Origin of the sequence: Vreelandella halophila, assembly GCF_019903425.1 — a bacterium.
GTDB classification, from domain to species: domain Bacteria; phylum Pseudomonadota; class Gammaproteobacteria; order Pseudomonadales; family Oleiphilaceae; genus Halospina; species Halospina halophila.
In genome coordinates, this window is record NZ_JACHUZ010000013.1 from 501,236 (window position 1) to 516,065 (window position 14,830).

Consider the following 14,830-nt stretch of genomic DNA (forward strand, 5'->3'; position numbering starts at 1 on the left):
GTTAGTGTTCTGACGAAAACACCCAGGAGGTAAGCCGTGGACATTGGCGACATGCGCCGGGACTTTGAGAGCGCGGGGCTGGAACGTGACCAGCTGGATGACTGCCCCTTCCGCCAGTTCGAGCACTGGTTCGACCAGTCACGTGAAGCGGGCATCGAGGACGCCAATGCCCTGACGCTGGCCACCGCAGACGCCGAGGGCTGGCCCACCGCCCGTACTGTGCTGCTCAAGTACTTCGACGCCGACGGATTCGTGTTCTACACCAACTACGGCAGCCGTAAGGCGAAGGCACTGGAAGCGAATCCACGCGCGGCCATGCTTTTTCCCTGGGTGGCGCTCAACCGACAGGTGACCATTGAGGGCGCTGTGGAGAAGGTGAGCCGGCAGGAGTCACTGAAGTACTTCACATCCCGCCCCGAGGGCAGCCAGCTGGGTGCCTGGGTCTCCCAGCAGAGCGCGGTGATCGAATCCCGCCAGGCGTTGGAGGCCAAGCTCCAGAGTATGAAGGAGCGCTTCCGTCAGGGGCGGATCCCGCTGCCGGATTTCTGGGGCGGTTACCGGGTGATTCCCGAACGCATTGAGTTCTGGCAGGGTCGGCCCAGCCGGCTGCACGACCGTTTTGAGTATCGCCGGGAAGGTGATGGATGGCGGATCCAGCGTCTTCAGCCCTAGCGCCACCACAGCTGTTCAGTGGCCCACCCGGCAATGGCGGGGAAGTCCCGCTCAATGCCGCGGAACAGGCCCGGGTTGAGGCCATGGAGGACGCCGACCGCCGGACCACCTATGCCTGGGCCCGACAGCTCTGGCGCCTGGGCGCCCGACACTTCACCCGGACCCATGGACTGACCTGCCCGGATTTCGACCAGCTCCCGGCCCATGGCGCCATCACACCCGCTGATGCCGGTTTCCGGAGCAGCCTCTGCCACACGGACAGACTCGTTCTGGCGGCCTTCAGCCAGGGGCCCATCGGGGTGGATGCCGAGCGGGTCAATCGCACGCCACCCTGGCAGGCGCTCGCCCGGCGCTGGTTCACAGGCCCGGAAACGGATTGGTTGCAGGCGCAGACCCAGCCTGAAGACGCCTTCCTGACGCTCTGGACGCTCAAGGAAGCCTGGATCAAGGCCACCGCCCGTGGTATTGCCGGCAACCTGCAGGCACTGGCGTTCGATCCGGAAAACGGCCAGCTTCTGCTGGATCGGCCGGATCCCGCCTGGCGAGTGGCCACCACGACGGTCCAGGGCCACCGGGTTTGCGTGGTCTGGCAGGGGAGCGCCATGCCTGAGTGGCGGCATGACGGGGTGATCTGTGACGCAGACTGGCACTTACACAGGGTTGGCTCAGCATGAAGAATGTGACGGAACGCAGTGACGGGCGCTGCCCCTGGTGCGGCGACGCCCCGGATTACATCGAGTACCACGACCGGGTCTGGGGCCGGCCGGTGACCGACAGGGATGAGCTCTTCGAGAAACTCTGCCTGGATGGCCAGCAGGCCGGGCTCAGCTGGCTGACGATCCTGCGCAAACAGGCCGGCTATCGCCGGCGTTTCGAGGGGTTCCGGCCCGAGCGCCTGGCCAACTGGGGTGAACAGGAGATCGAGGCGGCACTGTCCGACACCGGCATTGTTCGAAATCGCCGCAAGGTCGAGGCCATTGTCGGCAACGCCCGGGCACTCCTGGCCATGGAGCGAGAGGGCGAGGATTTCAGTGCCTTCCTGTGGTCGTTTGTAAACCATCAGCCGATCATCAACGAATTCCACGAGGTACAGGAGATTCCGGATGAAACCGCGGAGTCCAGAGCCATGTCCCGGGCGCTGAAAAAGCGGGGTTTCCGGTTCGTCGGCCCCACCATCTGCTATGCCTTCATGCAGGCGGTCGGCATGGTCAATGACCATCTCCTGGGGTGCCCGGTGCGCGGGGAAACCGTCACCCAGAGCCGGGAGATGGCCCTGTGATCACGGAATTCGTGGCCGTGGCGGCCGGCAGTGCTCTGGGCGGGCTGTGCCGCTTCCACCTGACGGGCTGGATCGACCGGCGCACCCATACGCCGCTGTCCTTCGGCACCCTGACGGTGAACACCCTCGGCGCCTTTGTACTGGGGCTTCTGGTCGGCACCCTTGGTGGCGCGGCGGAACAGCCCGTGGCGGCCGCCCTGGCCATGACCGGCTTCTGCGGAAGCTTCACCACGGTATCCTCCTGGTCCCTCCAGACCATCACCCTGGCGCGCACGCACCGGGCTGCAACAGCAGTGTTCAACCTGGTCGCCACACTGGTGGCCGGGCTGGGTGCGGTCATTCTGGGGCTGACGATGACAGGAGGCTGGCCATGAACCAGGCGATCACCAGTCTCTGGGTAGCCCTGGGCACGGCACTGGGCGGTGTCATTCGCTACGGGGTGGACCGGTTCATGCTCCCGGAAGCGCCGTTCCCCTGGAGCACCCTGGTCGTGAATACCCTCGGCTCCCTTCTCATTGGCTGGATTGCCGGGCGCGCCACCATACCCTCATCAAGGCTCGCGCACGCCAACCTCCACGCCTTTCTGGTACCCGGTTTCTGCGCCGGGCTCACCACGTTCTCGGTGTTCAGCCACGAAACCCTTGTCCTGCTGCGTTCCGGCGCAGTAGCGGCCGGTACTGCCAATATCACGGGCACAATCGTACTGATGCTGCTCGGCTCCGCACTGGGGCTGGCGGCAGGCCGGCGGAACATGACAGATCGCACAGACTGAAAGCACGGGCAAACCAGACACCACCACGCCATCGTATCTCTGGATACACCACAGGGCAGGATGGGACCCGGTTATGCGTATTCAGCTTCCCGCTCTCCGTGACGCGGCGAAACGCGTCGAGTACACCGAGATACGTTCACTCGAAGGCCAGTTCTACATGATCCGTGTGCTGCTGGACGGCCAGCACCGGGTTCTTTCGGACGACGATAACGCCACCATGCTCCTTCCCAGCGTCCCCGCGGCCAATGAGCTGCTGGATGAGGCGGGCATTGCCACCCGGGAGCTGGTCCATGATTCGGCCTACAACGAAATGGTCGGGCTGGATGAGGTGGGCATTGATCCGCTGCGCATCCCTACAGGGAGATACCGCTGATGCTTGCAATCCGCCCGCTTGCGTTCACTTTCGGTCTCGCTGGGCTGATTCCCTTTTTGGCCACGCTGGCCATCATGGTGTTCTCCACCCACCACGGCCCGCTTGGCACCCAGATCTTCTACCTGTACAGCGCGGGGATACTCGCCTTTCTGAGCGGCGTCTACTGGCCTGTGAGCATGCAGATGGGTGAGCACAGCTATCCGCTGTCACCCATCCATGCCATGTTCCTGAGTCAGGTGTTCTTCGTTTCCGCGGGGCTGACACTGCTACTGGACTGGCACCTGCAGGCACTGATCTTCCCGGTGCTCTATATCCTGATGTGCCTTGTGGACTGGTTCACCATGCCCGGCTACTGGCCGCGCTGGTACCTCAGTCTCCGGCTTATGCTGACAACAGGAGTGGTAACCTGCCAGGTGGCGGCCGCCGCCTGGCTCTACCTGGTGCATTGAGGCTGAAAGTCAGTTACCGGCCACATCCGCAAAAAGGGCGGCATGCTCCCGAAGCTTGCTCAGTGCGCCCTTTTCGATCTGACGCACCCGCTCACGGCTGATACCGAGCTCCTCGGAGATCACCTGCAGCGTCTCGGGCTCATCCCGGTTGATCCCGAAGCGTCGACCCAGAATATCAGCCTCGCGTTCACGCAGCAGGTGGAACAGGTCCTTCAGCAGGCGTGCCTGGTCCCGTTCCTCCAGTGGTGATTCACCATTGTGACTACTTTCATCGGTAAGGGTGTCTCCCAGCTCCAGGTCCCCCTCACTGGAAATCGGCGTGGCGGTCGAGACTTCCGGGCGGGCGAAGCCCAGAAGCTCATCCACGCGATCCGGCGTGGTTCCAGCAGCCTCCGCCAGCTCATAACGGTCGGGCTGGGCACCGGTCTCACGCTGGAGACGGGCCTCCACAGCCTGCAGGCGCCGGATCTCGTCCACCACATGGTCCGGCGTACGGACGACACGGCGCCCGCGCTTGATGGCCCGTTTGACCTCCTCGGAGATCCACCAGTAGGCGTAGGTGGAGAACTTGAAGCCACGGGTCGGATCAAAGCGCTCCACGGCCTTGATCAGGCCAAGGTTGGCCTCCTGGATGAGATCCGGCAACGGCAGACCGCGGCCCTGCTGCCCACGCGCGATATAGACCGCAAGCCGCAGGTTGCTCTGGATAAGTTCACGCCGCCACTTGCGCAGATCCGTCAGATGTTGGCGTGCCTGCTCACTCAGCGAGCCGGTGCGGGCCTCCACCCGGGCAAGCACTTCACGGATGGTCAGTGCTTCCGGTTCCGGCTCCACGATTTCCGCGAGCAGACCACGAAGAGTCTTTTCCAGTGACTGACCCAGGTCGCGCTCCGCTTCCCTGCCGAGAAGCGAGAAGCGGTGGGCATCCCGGAAATAGTGACCGACGACGGAAGCTGGCTCCTGATCGTCCAGCACTTCCGGCTCGGCTGACGCCGGTTCCTTCCAGGTTTCCGTCGTATCGGCCCTGACGTCGTCAACCAGCTCACGGTCACGCTGTTCCATCGGGTCCAACAGCGTATCCATAGTATTCCCCTGGTTGATGGTTCTATCTATATATACTGTATGCGGTCGTTTATGGATGACTCAATGCGCCCGCGAGTGTTACAGGGCGGAAGGGCGGGAGCCCCTGTCAGACAGGGGCTCTGAAGCAATAGCAGCGTCTCATCACAGCCATTGAGACAGCCAATCAGGCCGCAACAATGGCGTATTCATGCTTATGGGGCTCAATCAGCTTACCGTGCAGGGTAGCGATGGCACGCTCGTAGTCACTTTCCTCCACCACGAACTGCATGTCCACCTGGCGCATGCACTGGTGCATGGCCAGCACCGGGATCTCCGCATCCTGCAGGGCATTGACCGCCGTGGCCAGCAGCCCCGGCACCTGCATGTCACTGCCTATGGCCGAGACCATGGCGACCTTGCGGGTGGAGATCTCCGCCGACGGGAACACCTCTTCCAACGCCTTCACCAGCCGCTTCACGTTGCGCAGCGAGGTGTCCACGTAGTGGGTAATCGTATTGGCATTGGTGTCCTTGCTGACGAAGTGCACCTTGAAGCGGGACAGAATCTCAAGGAATTTACGGTCCGCCCCGGGCTCGCCGAGCATGTCCTGATCGAAAACCTCGATGCCGAAGACGTGCCGCATACCTGCCACGATCTCCACCTGGGGCTTCTCGCTCACGTAATCGCGGGTGATCAGCGTCCCCGTGTGCTCGGGCTCAAAGGTGTTCTTCAGCCGCAGCGGAATGTCCGCCTGACGCATGCCCTTGGCCGCGCGCGGATGGATCGCCTCCATGCCCAGGTTGGCCAGCTGGTCGGCCACGTCGTAGTTGGTGCGGCCCAGCGGCACCACCTTCTCCGCGTCCACTATCTTGGGGTCGGCGGAACTGAGGTGGTATTCCTTGTGGATCACTGCTTCCCGTGCCTCGGTCATGCAGGCAATCCGGGAGAAGGTCATCTCGCTGTAGCCGCGGTCGAAGGTGCGCATCAGCCCTTCCTTGCACTGCGCGTAACCCGTCACGATCGCCAGCTCGCGGCTCAGGTCGATCTTGTCGAATGCCTGCGACACCTTTTCATCCAGCGGCAGGGTTTCGGTATCGCGCCAGCCCGTCAGGTCAACCAGGCGGGCGTTGTAGCCCTCATTCTGCAGCAGCAGCGTGGTGTTGAAGGCACTGTGGGCCTCACCGATGCCGGCGAGCATCTCGCGCACCGTCAGCAGATGGTCTTCCAGCTGGAAATGGCCGTAGGAGCACAGACGCTGCAGGTCGAGCAGGCAGTTGCGCACACCCTCGATGCGCTCAGCGATGAACTGGTCGGCCTGCTGGCTCAGCAGTTCATCCCCGAACAGCTCTTCATTGATTTCGCACAGGTATTTGGAGAGTTTGGTCAGCTCATCGCCCCAGGCCCAGTCGGAATCGGACTGGGAGAACAGGGCGTAAACCCCCGCGTCGCCGCTCTTCTTGTGTTCCAGGAGCCGGTCCGTGACGCCACCGTAGGCGGAAACCACGAAGATGCGGTTGTAGACATCGCCTTCCTCGCGGTTGGCGAGAATGATGTTGTCTCGAACGGCGGTATAATCCGACATGGACGTACCACCGATTTTTTCTACCGTATGTTCTGCCATAGTACCGTTCTTACGTTGATTCTGACTTTACGCCCCGGCACCGACCGGTTTTCCTGCCAACCAGTGTAGCCGGCACCGGAGCCGTATGCTGTTTCAGTGACCGTTCACGTCGAAGGGCCCGATCCGGAACAGGATCTCGGAATCGTGCTGCCCGCCGAAATGGGCCTCACTGTCAAAGAAAACGGACTGCTGTGTCTCCGCGCCCAGATCCCGTGCGAAGGACCGGAACAGGCCCCAGGAGGCCTCGTTGTCCTCGGTGATGGTGGTATCCATGAAGCGGACGCCACGGCAGGCAGGGCGCTCCACAATGAAGCGCAGCATGCGCTTGCCAAGGCCGGTACCGCGCGCTTTCTCATGCACCGCCACCTGCCAGACGAAAACAGTGTCCGGCTTCGTCGGCGGAATATACGCGGAAATGAACCCTACCAGCTCACCATCGAGTTCGGCGGCCACGCCGGTCTCGGCAAAGTGGGAGCACTGGAGGAGGTTGCAGTAGATGGAATTGGGGTCGAGCGGCGGGCATTCGGCAATCAGCCGGTGTAACCGGTAGCCATCCGTGTCCTTCGGTTGCCTGAGCTCGATTGCCTCCGCCCTGGAGGTATCGCTGGTCATTCGGTCTCGAGTTCATCCAGCCATCGGAGCTGTGCCCGCTGTTCTGACTGAATGCCTTTGCCGTTGATTTTAAGGGCTTTTATGCAGCCCTGTATGGGATAATACGTAGTCTATTGTAAAGGGTGACTGGTGAAAATGGAACCAGCCAGCCTGCTGGCCTACCCCAGGCGCCGCCTGTGGTACCGCCCCAGCCACTGGATCACCTTCTGTGGCGCATGGGCCTTCTTCCATTCACCCGCCGCAAACTTAACGCTCTCGTTCCAGGTGGGGTAGGGGTGGATGGTGCCCAGGATCTTGTTCAGGCCGATCCCGTGCTTCATGGCCAGGATGAACTCGGTCAGCAGTTCACCGCCGTGTTCGCCGGCGACGGTGGCGCCCAGGATCCTGTCCTTGCCGCGCCATGTGATGACCTTGATAAAGCCGTGATCCTCGCTCTCGGCAATGGCGCGGTCCAGGTCGTCCAGGCCATAGGTGGTGACTTCGTAGTCGATGCCCTGTTCGCGGGCCTCGGCTTCATTGAGCCCGACCCGGCCCACCTCCGGTGAGGTGAAGGTGACCCAGGGCGTGACCGAGTAATCCACCCTAAAGCGCTTGAACTGGCCGAACAGGGCGTTCACTGCCGCGTGCCAGGCCTGGTGGGCGGCCATATGGGTGAACTGGTAGGGTCCGGCCACATCGCCGCAGGCGAAGATGTTGGGGTAGACGACACTCAGGTCCTCACTGGTGGGTACCGTGCCCTGCGGGCCGGGCTCGATGTTCAGGGCCTCCAGACCCAGACCTTCGGTATTGCCCTTGCGGCCCACGGCCACCAGGACCCGGTCAAACGGAATCCGCACTGTCCCGCCGCCATGCTCGCAGTAGACCACGCGTTCGCCGTCCTCGACCGCGAAGCGGCTGGCCTTGTGCCCGAGGCGGACGTCCACGCCTTCCTCGCGGAAGCGGTTTAGCACCAGTTCCGAGACATCGGTGTCCTCGCGAGGCAGGAGACGGTCGCCCTGTTCAATCTGCGTGACCGTCGTACCCAGCCGCGCAAACGCCTGACTGAGCTCGGAGCCGATGGGGCCACCACCCAGAACCACCAGGCGCCCCGGCTGCTCCTCGATCTCCCAGAGGTTTTCCGAAGTCAGTGGTTCCACGTCCTCCACGCCCGGGATCGGCGGCACAAACGGCTTGCCGCCGGTAGCGATGACTACGGTCCGGGTGGTGATGCGGCGTTTGGCACCGTCCTCGTCCAACTCGATTTCCCAGGGCGTCACGAAGCGCGCGGAGCCCTGGATGCAATCAACGCCCAGGCTGGTGAACCGCTCCACGGAGTCATGGGGCTCAATGGTCCGGATCACGCTGTGGATCCGCTTCATGACGGAGGCAAAGGGCACCTTCGGCTCGCTGGCTTCCAGCCCGTAACGGTCCGCCTGGCGCATCATCTGGGCCACCTTCCCCGATCGGATCAGGGCCTTGGAGGGGACACAGCCGGTGTTGAGGCAGTCGCCGCCCATCTTCCCGCGCTCCACCAGGGCGACCTTCGCGTTCACGGTGGCTCCGATGTAGGCAGAGACCAGCCCGGCGCTGCCGCCCCCGATCACGACCATGTTGTAGTCAAAGCGCTCGGGCTTCTCGAAATCCGCGTAGAGCCGCTTCTTCTGGATGCGACCCACCACAAACTTGGCGATAAGCGGAAAAACCCCCAGCAGCACGAAGGACAGCAGCAGTTCCGGCGAAACAATATCGCCCATGCGCTCGATCTGCGCCAGCTGGGTGCCGGCATTCACGTAGACGGCGGTTCCCGGCAGCATGGCGAGCTGGCTGACCCAGTAGAACGTCCAGGTCCGCATGCCGGTCAGCCCCAGCACGATGTTGATGACAAAGAACGGAAAGACCGGGATCAGGCGTAACGTAGCAAGGTAAAAGGCGCCGTCACGCTGGATACCGTCATCGATTCTCTTCAGGTAGTTCGCGTAGCGGGCCTTGAGGGTGTCACGGAAAAGAAAGCGGGCCACCAGGAAGGCCAGTGTGGCGCCGATGGTGGAGGCGAAAGAGATCACCAGAAGCCCCCAGCCGAAGCCGAACAGGGCGCCGCCGGCAAGCGTCATGACAGCGGCGCCCGGGAGAGACAGCGCCGTGACGACCACATAGACGACGAACAACAGTGCCAGGCTGAGCAACAGATTGGCTTCAATCAACTCTCTGAGTTGCTCCTGTTGCGCCTTGAGGACCGACAGTTCAAGGAAACGGCCCAGGTCAAACAGGAAGAAAGCCCCCACCAACAGCGCGATGACGCCTAGAACGATCTTTTTACTGTTGCTCATTCCGGAATCCTTCTGGTTGTGAATGGCTCGCTGCCGTAAAGACGTCACCGGGTGGCTTACGTTACAGCGACTGCCCCGGTTTGGACACCCGATGGCAGGACAGGACTGGCCTGCCCCCCATGTAACACCCATTCCCTCTCTGTGTCCGGACCAGTGATTACCAACCAATAAACACCAGGAGGTGCGTCATGGCGACCGTCACAAGTGCAATCCAGTCAGCGGGCATTTCATGGCCTCGCACATTGGGGATCGGGCTTATCGCGGCCATCATCCCATCGCTGTTCATGGTGCCCATGTTCAATCTGGGCCTTTCACCCATGCCAGCGCCGCCCAGTCTGAAGTTTGCCGAGATGGTATTCGGCACAAGCCTTCCGATGCCGGTTGGTTTGCTTTTCCATCTCGCTTACGTGATTGCCTGGACCCTCGTCTATGCGATCTTCCTCAATCCGGGGTCCCTGAAGTCGGCCCTGGCTCTTGCGGGCGTTCTATGGCTGGGGGTTCTGCTCGTTTTCTTCCCGTTGTTCGGCTGGGGGATTGCGGGTATGGCGATCAGCATGAAACTGATCCCTGCTTCGTTCGTTCCCCATCTGCTGTTCGGTCTCGCGCTCTGGGGCGGCAGCCGCCTGTTGGCACCGCTCCGGAACTGACCGGCAGAAGTGATGACACCCGCCCCCGATCGTAAAGGTCGCTAATGCGTCCTGGTGCCATGGCTATTGGCACCAGGACTGACAGTCGGGTCGAGTAGACTGATCATGTCTTCGGCCAGCAGTGTGACCGCCTGTACCGGCACTCGGCGTTGCGCAAACGTGCGCAGACCAATGATCTGCGCCTGCCATAGCCGGGCCAGCCGAGCACAGTCGGTGTTGGGCGGCAACTCACCCTTTTCGCGGGCCTGATCCAGCGTTGCGGTAAGGTCCTGCTCAACCCGGTCAAACAAGTGATTCACAGTGTCAGTCAGCCCCGGCGTGTCGACTGTGACTTCCAGCAACGTCTTCACCATCATGCAGGCGGGAACGGGTGCAGACCCTTTCCCGATCTCACCCGTCGCCTCGGCGGCGAGTCGCCGGAGGTAGGCCCGCATACCTTCCAACACCGTTCCATGCGACTCCAGCTCCTGCTTCAGGCCCTCCTGGAGCTGCTCGTAGTAGAACATTAAGGCCGCATGGAACAGGTCTTCCTTGCTGCCAAACGCGGCATAGATGCTGCCGGGGCGCATATCGAGCACCGCCTCCAGCTGCTTGAGTGAGCAGGCGTGATAGCCCCGCTCCCAGAAAAGATGGGCAGCACGCCTGACGGTGTCTTGATGATCGTGTCGAGCGCTTCTTGGCATGGTGTACTGCAATTGTTGAGTATTCACTCAATTATAGCTTGAGTGAATACTCAAATACAGTTATCTTGACCTGGTTATTGAGTGATTGCTCAAAAACCAACTGATTCCGTTCACATTAAATACAAAGCGCAGGAGGCCATATGACCACATTCCAGCTACACAACGTTGACAGCGCACCACAGGATTCCAAGCCGATCCTTGAGAACTCCCAGAAGTCCATGGGCATGATCCCGAACCTGCATGCCGTGCTCGCGGAAGCCCCGCAGACCCTGAAGGCCTACGGCACCCTGCACGAATTGTTCACAAATACCAGCCTCAATAACGACGAGATCACCGTGGTATGGCAGACCATCAACGTGGAGCACGAATGCACCTACTGTGTTCCGGCGCATACCGCCATCGCCAAACAGATGGGCGTATCCGAGGAGATCTCACAGGCGCTGCGTAACGAAACTCCTCTGCCGGATGACAAGCTTGAAGCACTGCGAACCTTCACGAAGCAAGTCATCGCCAAACGCGGTAATGTGGAGAAGGCGGATCTGGATGCTTTCTTCAATGCCGGCTATGGCCAGCAGCAGGTCCTTGAAGTGATCCTGGGGCTCGCCCAGAAGACCATCAGCAACTACGTGAACCACATTGCGGAAACACCGCTGGATGATCCCTTCCAGCCACTCGCGTGGCAGCGCACCTGATCAGTACCGGCATGAGGGCCTGCTGTTGGCGTATCAGCAGCCCCGACGAATACCGAAACGGGGGCAATGAAGCCACGTGTGACTCCGGAACGTACCGCAGACCGTAATGGATGCAGACATGGTGCAGACAACGACGGACGAACAGGGACTGATTGAGCGCCTTCGACAGCGTGACACCGAAGCCTACCACGCGGCCGTCCAGCGGTTTTCGGGTTCCATGCTGGCAACTGCACGGAGCATGCTCGACCCCGCCACGGCCGAGGACGTGGTTCAGGAGACATGGGTGACCGTGGTGGATGCTATTGACGGGTTCGAGGGCCGCTCCGCCCTGAAGACCTGGCTCTGCACCATTACCGCCAACCGTGCCCGCAACCGGCTCCGCCGTAGCAAACGAGAGACACTGACGGACTTCCAGGCACCGCTGGATCCCGCACTGGAATCCCGCTTCAATGAGGGTGGCAGCTGGATTCAGCCAACCCGGCCATGGGGCTCCGAATCCGCCGATGACCTGCTCTCCAACGAAGCGCTCAAGGCGTGCCTGGAGAAACATTTCGAGGCACTGCCCGAGACCCAGCGCGCGGTACTGATGATGCGCGACATCCAGCAGATGGAATCCGATGAGGTCTGTCGCATTCTGGGATTATCCGGATCCAATTTACGGGTTACTCTGCACCGGGCACGGCAGAAACTGTTCACCATGATCGAGGGCTTCCGGGAGACAGGCGAATGCTAAAATGCCATGAGATCACCGCCATGGCCAGCGACTGGCTGGATGGCCAGCTGACCTTCGGAGAGCGTCTCCGGGTGCAGACGCACCTCTGGATGTGCCGGCACTGCCGGCATTTCGTCGATGGTCTTGCCACCACGCGCGATCTGGCAAGCCATCACATAGCGGGTGAAGCCGGTTACTCGATGGATTTTGAACAACGCCTGCAACAGCGGCTCAGCGAACGCCTGGCCAGCGAGTCAGACGAGCCTGGGGCCGCCCCGTCAACGGCACAAGCCGACTCCAGTGCCTGCAACGACGCTGTCTTCCTTCCGCTCGAGGGCGAGGAAGATGCACGGGTTCAGGCGGTGTTCGCGGAAATCCGCGAACGCGAAGGCTATGTCCCCAACCTGTTCCGCAGCTATGCCCACAACCCGGAACAGCTGGAACAGGTCTGGGGGCGCGTCCGCACCCTGATGTTCGGAGGCCAGCTCTCGGCCAGGCTCAAGAATGCCATTGCACTTATGGTGTCCCATGACAACGGATGCGACTACTGCGTGGTTCACCACCGCCGTTTCCTGCGTCACCTGGGCGTGAGTACCAGCGAGGTAAAACAGTTCCTGGCCACTGCGGAAGCGACCTTTCTGACCCACTGCGAGCAGGCGCTTCTAAGGCTGACCCGGGAAGCCAACCGCAATCCCCATCACGTTCCCCCGGAGCTTCTGGAAGAGGCACGCCAGGCCGGAGCCAGTGACAGCGACATCATCGAGGCCATGAGCACCATGGAGCTCTACTCCGGGATCAACCGCATGCTGGACACCCTCCATATTCCTCTGGAGCCGGGCATCGCAGCCGAGTCCTGAGCTGGGTGTAACGCCCCGCTTTCCGAGGTGTCCTCCCATGTAAGGATTCCATTTTCGGGAGCACCCGGGGCGCCCATGCTCAGATGCCGTGATATTACCCTGCTGGCCAGTGACTACCTCGATGGCCGCCTGCGCTGGCAAAAGCGCCTGTCCCTTCTGGTGCACCTGCTCATGTGCCCGCACTGTCGGCGCTTCGTCACCCAGTTCAAGGCCGTCGTCCGGGTAATCCGCGGGTTCGAGCCCCCACCAACGGATTCCGACACGCTCAACCGATTCGAGAGCGCGATCAACAAAACCATCAAACACGATTCCACGAAATAACCTCCTGTTCTTCGGGGCCTGGCCGATGCTGGCCGCCTGCTTTGCGCTTTATTTGCTCAGGGATCGGGACACGCTGCTGAGTGTGGATGCAGCGCGGAACGGCGGGCACTGAGAGTACATCCGTTCCCAAAAGCCAGTCGCGCGACTGAAATTAAGGCACTATCCTGATCCCTGAAACAGTCAACTGAGAGGATGGATGTGCCTTTGCTGGGCTTACACCGCATTCTGCCTGTCATCATTGCGGGGATGATGCTCCTGACCGCTGCGGCATGGGCCGATGAAGAAGGGCAGCGTCCGGTTCTCAAGGGCGCCTATATTGAGTTTCCGCCCCTGACGTACACCAGCGGGCAGGGAGAGCCGGCAGGGCCTTACATGGAGGCGACCAACCGCCTTGCGCGTGAGGCCGGTTACGAGATCGAATGGCGAAGCCTGCCCATTGACCGGATCTATCTGTATCTTCGGAAAGGAAAACTCGATCTGTGGCTGGGATCACAGGGTGTGCCCGCGCTGTCAGACTCGACGCTGGAACCGGACTTTTCATTCCGCAAGATACGCCTGCAGGCCTATCACCTCCACGGTACCGATCCGGTAGCCAGCATCCTGGATCTGCGCGGCCATCACCTGATCCTGATCCGGGGGTACACCTACATGAACCGGCTTGACCCCGTCATGAAAGCCAAAGAAACGCGGGTGGACCAGGCCTCAACACACCAGGCAGCCCTGCGCATGCTGAAAGCGGGGCGTGGTGACTACCTGCTGGATTTTGAGGCACCTGTGACCCAGGCACTTGAGAGGCTCTCCCTGCCAGAGATCACACACAGCCCCATAACGACCTGGGGCACCACGCTGGTGTTCTCACGGAAAACGGAGGATGTCGAGCACATCATCCGGGATTTTGAGGGTGCCTGGTCCGAAGAGGCGCATTCGCTCAGGCGTTGAGAACGGACTCGAACACCTCTTCGTGCAGAATGCGGTCCTCCTCACTGAACAGCACCCAGCGGAGACGGCGAACGGACTGCAGGCTGCCTGAACGGGCCAGTAGCGTGCGCGACGCCACCTCGGCAGCCTGCTCCATGGGAAACCCGAATGCCCCGGTGGAGATCGCCGGAAAGGCAACGGATTCCAGCCCAGCGTTCTCAGCCAGCTCCAGTGCCCTCTGGTAGCAGCTGGCAAGCAGCGTTGAGGCGGGCTCATCCACCCCGTAAACCGGCCCCAGGCAGTGGATGATGTGCTGGTTCGGCAGATTCGGAGCGGAGGTCATAACCGCCTCGCCGGGATTGATCGGTGCCAGGGGCCGGGTCTCCTCCTCCAGTTCCGGGCCTGCCGCCCGGTGGATGGCCCCAGCCACACCGCCACCCATCCGGAGTTCCGCATTGGCCGCGTTCACGATCGCATCCATATCCGGCTGATCGGTGATGTCGCCCTGAACCACCGCCACCTCAATACCGTTCGCCTGGAATCCCATCGGGTCTAACCTCTTTCAATACACTGTTGTTTTATTATTGGAGCGCTCCGCAGGGTGCGTAAAGAGCCGCCGGCCGCTAGCGGGAGAACAGGTTCAGAACGAGGGTCAGTATCACGCTGACAAGGATCATCGAACTCAGGGGAACAAACACCCGTGTCTGGCCGCTCTCGTAGCGGATGTCGCCGGGCAGCCGGCCAAACCAGCTGAGCAGCCAGGGCATGGTGTGAAGCACCACCCCGATCACCACCAGAATGAGGCCGGCCAGTATGAACCAGCGCGCCATGGCACACCTCCGGAGGATTCACTG

At 61.6% G+C, this 14,830-nt stretch carries 20 protein-coding genes; 13 read left to right on the top strand and 7 right to left on the bottom strand.

Annotation, left to right across the window (positions count from 1 at the left end):
• Positions 1 to 36: 36 nt before the first annotated feature.
• From pdxH to H4I92_RS06605, 7 genes are all read left to right on the top strand, one after another.
• On the top strand, positions 37 to 672 hold the full coding sequence (gene pdxH, locus H4I92_RS06575) for a pyridoxamine 5'-phosphate oxidase (RefSeq protein WP_077529849.1): 636 nt from the start codon (positions 37 to 39) through the stop codon (positions 670 to 672).
• A complete protein-coding gene (locus tag H4I92_RS06580; protein ID WP_077529850.1) occupies positions 645 to 1,346 on the top strand; it encodes a 4'-phosphopantetheinyl transferase family protein in 702 nt (233 codons plus the stop codon). Before pdxH ends, H4I92_RS06580 begins: the two co-directional genes overlap by 28 nt.
• Positions 1,343 to 1,951 carry a DNA-3-methyladenine glycosylase I gene (locus H4I92_RS06585; protein WP_077529851.1) on the top strand — a complete coding sequence of 203 codons (609 nt, stop codon included), beginning with the start codon at positions 1,343 to 1,345 and terminating at the stop codon, positions 1,949 to 1,951. The genes H4I92_RS06580 and H4I92_RS06585 overlap by 4 nt, the downstream gene beginning before the upstream one ends.
• Positions 1,948 to 2,325 (top strand): fluoride efflux transporter FluC, encoded by a 378-nt coding sequence (locus H4I92_RS06590; protein WP_143512617.1) that lies wholly within the window; start codon positions 1,948 to 1,950, stop codon positions 2,323 to 2,325. The genes H4I92_RS06585 and H4I92_RS06590 overlap by 4 nt, the downstream gene beginning before the upstream one ends.
• On the top strand, positions 2,322 to 2,723 hold the full coding sequence (locus H4I92_RS06595) for a fluoride efflux transporter FluC (RefSeq protein WP_077529853.1): 402 nt from the start codon (positions 2,322 to 2,324) through the stop codon (positions 2,721 to 2,723). Before H4I92_RS06590 ends, H4I92_RS06595 begins: the two co-directional genes overlap by 4 nt.
• A gap of 73 nt (positions 2,724 to 2,796) precedes the next feature.
• Positions 2,797 to 3,096, top strand: a complete 300-nt coding sequence (locus H4I92_RS06600) for a DUF6482 family protein (RefSeq protein ID WP_077529854.1) — start codon at positions 2,797 to 2,799, stop codon at positions 3,094 to 3,096.
• On the top strand, positions 3,096 to 3,545 hold the full coding sequence (locus tag H4I92_RS06605; RefSeq protein ID WP_077529855.1) for a DUF3429 domain-containing protein: 450 nt from the start codon (positions 3,096 to 3,098) through the stop codon (positions 3,543 to 3,545). Before H4I92_RS06600 ends, H4I92_RS06605 begins: the two co-directional genes overlap by 1 nt.
• A 9-nt stretch (positions 3,546 to 3,554) precedes the next feature.
• Here the strand turns inward: H4I92_RS06605 and H4I92_RS06610 are convergent, their stop codons facing one another.
• From H4I92_RS06610 to H4I92_RS06625, 4 genes are all read right to left on the bottom strand, one after another.
• Complete coding sequence (locus tag H4I92_RS06610) at positions 3,555 to 4,628, bottom strand: sigma-70 family RNA polymerase sigma factor (protein ID WP_218668162.1); 1,074 nt, start codon at positions 4,626 to 4,628, stop codon at positions 3,555 to 3,557.
• 163 nt (positions 4,629 to 4,791) lie between these two features.
• Positions 4,792 to 6,228: an aspartate kinase gene (locus H4I92_RS06615; protein WP_077529856.1), complete on the bottom strand. Its 1,437-nt coding sequence runs from the start codon at positions 6,226 to 6,228 to the stop codon at positions 4,792 to 4,794.
• A gap of 93 nt (positions 6,229 to 6,321) precedes the next feature.
• Positions 6,322 to 6,840, bottom strand: coding sequence for a diaminobutyrate acetyltransferase (gene ectA, locus H4I92_RS06620; protein WP_077529857.1), 519 nt, complete (start codon positions 6,838 to 6,840; stop codon positions 6,322 to 6,324).
• 158 nt (positions 6,841 to 6,998) lie between these two features.
• Positions 6,999 to 9,146 carry an FAD-dependent oxidoreductase gene (locus H4I92_RS06625; protein WP_077529858.1) on the bottom strand — a complete coding sequence of 716 codons (2,148 nt, stop codon included), beginning with the start codon at positions 9,144 to 9,146 and terminating at the stop codon, positions 6,999 to 7,001.
• A 188-nt stretch (positions 9,147 to 9,334) separates the two neighbouring features.
• On the opposite strand from H4I92_RS06625, the gene H4I92_RS06630 reads away from it, so the two are divergent.
• Positions 9,335 to 9,793, top strand: coding sequence for a hypothetical protein (locus tag H4I92_RS06630; RefSeq protein WP_077529859.1), 459 nt, complete (start codon positions 9,335 to 9,337; stop codon positions 9,791 to 9,793).
• Between the two features lie 41 nt (positions 9,794 to 9,834).
• Here the strand turns inward: H4I92_RS06630 and H4I92_RS06635 are convergent, their stop codons facing one another.
• The gene (locus H4I92_RS06635) at positions 9,835 to 10,476 is read right to left on the bottom strand and encodes a TetR/AcrR family transcriptional regulator (protein ID WP_077529860.1); all 642 of its coding nucleotides are present in this window, start codon (positions 10,474 to 10,476) and stop codon (positions 9,835 to 9,837) included.
• Between the two features lie 140 nt (positions 10,477 to 10,616).
• Between H4I92_RS06635 and H4I92_RS06640 the strand changes: the two genes are divergently transcribed.
• The 5 genes from H4I92_RS06640 to H4I92_RS06660 all read left to right on the top strand — a co-directional run bounded on the left by H4I92_RS06640 (position 10,617) and on the right by H4I92_RS06660 (position 13,997).
• Positions 10,617 to 11,168, top strand: coding sequence for a carboxymuconolactone decarboxylase family protein (locus tag H4I92_RS06640; RefSeq protein WP_077529861.1), 552 nt, complete (start codon positions 10,617 to 10,619; stop codon positions 11,166 to 11,168).
• Positions 11,169 to 11,286: 118 nt separating this feature from the next.
• Positions 11,287 to 11,901: an RNA polymerase sigma factor gene (locus H4I92_RS06645; RefSeq protein ID WP_077531684.1), complete on the top strand. Its 615-nt coding sequence runs from the start codon at positions 11,287 to 11,289 to the stop codon at positions 11,899 to 11,901.
• Positions 11,895 to 12,737: a peroxidase-related enzyme gene (locus tag H4I92_RS06650; protein ID WP_077531685.1), complete on the top strand. Its 843-nt coding sequence runs from the start codon at positions 11,895 to 11,897 to the stop codon at positions 12,735 to 12,737. The genes H4I92_RS06645 and H4I92_RS06650 overlap by 7 nt, the downstream gene beginning before the upstream one ends.
• Positions 12,738 to 12,812: 75 nt before the next feature.
• The gene (locus H4I92_RS06655; RefSeq protein ID WP_077529862.1) at positions 12,813 to 13,058 is read left to right on the top strand and encodes a zf-HC2 domain-containing protein; all 246 of its coding nucleotides are present in this window, start codon (positions 12,813 to 12,815) and stop codon (positions 13,056 to 13,058) included.
• Between the two features lie 204 nt (positions 13,059 to 13,262).
• A complete protein-coding gene (locus H4I92_RS06660) occupies positions 13,263 to 13,997 on the top strand; it encodes a substrate-binding periplasmic protein (protein WP_179105643.1) in 735 nt (244 codons plus the stop codon).
• On the opposite strand, the gene H4I92_RS06665 is transcribed toward H4I92_RS06660, so the two are convergent.
• Together H4I92_RS06665 and H4I92_RS06670 are read right to left on the bottom strand one after the other, a co-directional pair.
• Positions 13,987 to 14,523: a macro domain-containing protein gene (locus H4I92_RS06665; RefSeq protein ID WP_077529864.1), complete on the bottom strand. Its 537-nt coding sequence runs from the start codon at positions 14,521 to 14,523 to the stop codon at positions 13,987 to 13,989. The genes H4I92_RS06660 and H4I92_RS06665 overlap by 11 nt on opposite strands.
• A gap of 76 nt (positions 14,524 to 14,599) precedes the next feature.
• The gene (locus H4I92_RS06670) at positions 14,600 to 14,806 is read right to left on the bottom strand and encodes a DUF2905 domain-containing protein (protein WP_077529865.1); all 207 of its coding nucleotides are present in this window, start codon (positions 14,804 to 14,806) and stop codon (positions 14,600 to 14,602) included.
• Positions 14,807 to 14,830: the final 24 nt, after the last annotated feature.

Coding starts and splice junctions, on each gene's coding strand:
- H4I92_RS06610 (WP_218668162.1), bottom strand. CDS start 4,628: ATGGATACGCTGTTGGACCCGATGGAACAGCGTGACCGTGAGCTGGTT.
- H4I92_RS06595 (WP_077529853.1), top strand. CDS start 2,322: ATGAACCAGGCGATCACCAGTCTCTGGGTAGCCCTGGGCACGGCACTG.
- H4I92_RS06630 (WP_077529859.1), top strand. CDS start 9,335: ATGGCGACCGTCACAAGTGCAATCCAGTCAGCGGGCATTTCATGGCCT.
- H4I92_RS06645 (WP_077531684.1), top strand. CDS start 11,287: ATGGTGCAGACAACGACGGACGAACAGGGACTGATTGAGCGCCTTCGA.
- H4I92_RS06640 (WP_077529861.1), top strand. CDS start 10,617: ATGACCACATTCCAGCTACACAACGTTGACAGCGCACCACAGGATTCC.
- H4I92_RS06600 (WP_077529854.1), top strand. CDS start 2,797: ATGCGTATTCAGCTTCCCGCTCTCCGTGACGCGGCGAAACGCGTCGAG.
- H4I92_RS06605 (WP_077529855.1), top strand. CDS start 3,096: ATGCTTGCAATCCGCCCGCTTGCGTTCACTTTCGGTCTCGCTGGGCTG.
- H4I92_RS06635 (WP_077529860.1), bottom strand. CDS start 10,476: ATGCCAAGAAGCGCTCGACACGATCATCAAGACACCGTCAGGCGTGCT.
- H4I92_RS06625 (WP_077529858.1), bottom strand. CDS start 9,146: ATGAGCAACAGTAAAAAGATCGTTCTAGGCGTCATCGCGCTGTTGGTG.
- H4I92_RS06585 (WP_077529851.1), top strand. CDS start 1,343: ATGAAGAATGTGACGGAACGCAGTGACGGGCGCTGCCCCTGGTGCGGC.
- H4I92_RS06650 (WP_077531685.1), top strand. CDS start 11,895: ATGCTAAAATGCCATGAGATCACCGCCATGGCCAGCGACTGGCTGGAT.
- H4I92_RS06580 (WP_077529850.1), top strand. CDS start 645: ATGGCGGATCCAGCGTCTTCAGCCCTAGCGCCACCACAGCTGTTCAGT.
- H4I92_RS06615 (WP_077529856.1), bottom strand. CDS start 6,228: ATGGCAGAACATACGGTAGAAAAAATCGGTGGTACGTCCATGTCGGAT.
- H4I92_RS06670 (WP_077529865.1), bottom strand. CDS start 14,806: ATGGCGCGCTGGTTCATACTGGCCGGCCTCATTCTGGTGGTGATCGGG.
- ectA (WP_077529857.1), bottom strand. CDS start 6,840: ATGACCAGCGATACCTCCAGGGCGGAGGCAATCGAGCTCAGGCAACCG.
- H4I92_RS06655 (WP_077529862.1), top strand. CDS start 12,813: ATGCTCAGATGCCGTGATATTACCCTGCTGGCCAGTGACTACCTCGAT.
- H4I92_RS06665 (WP_077529864.1), bottom strand. CDS start 14,523: ATGGGATTCCAGGCGAACGGTATTGAGGTGGCGGTGGTTCAGGGCGAC.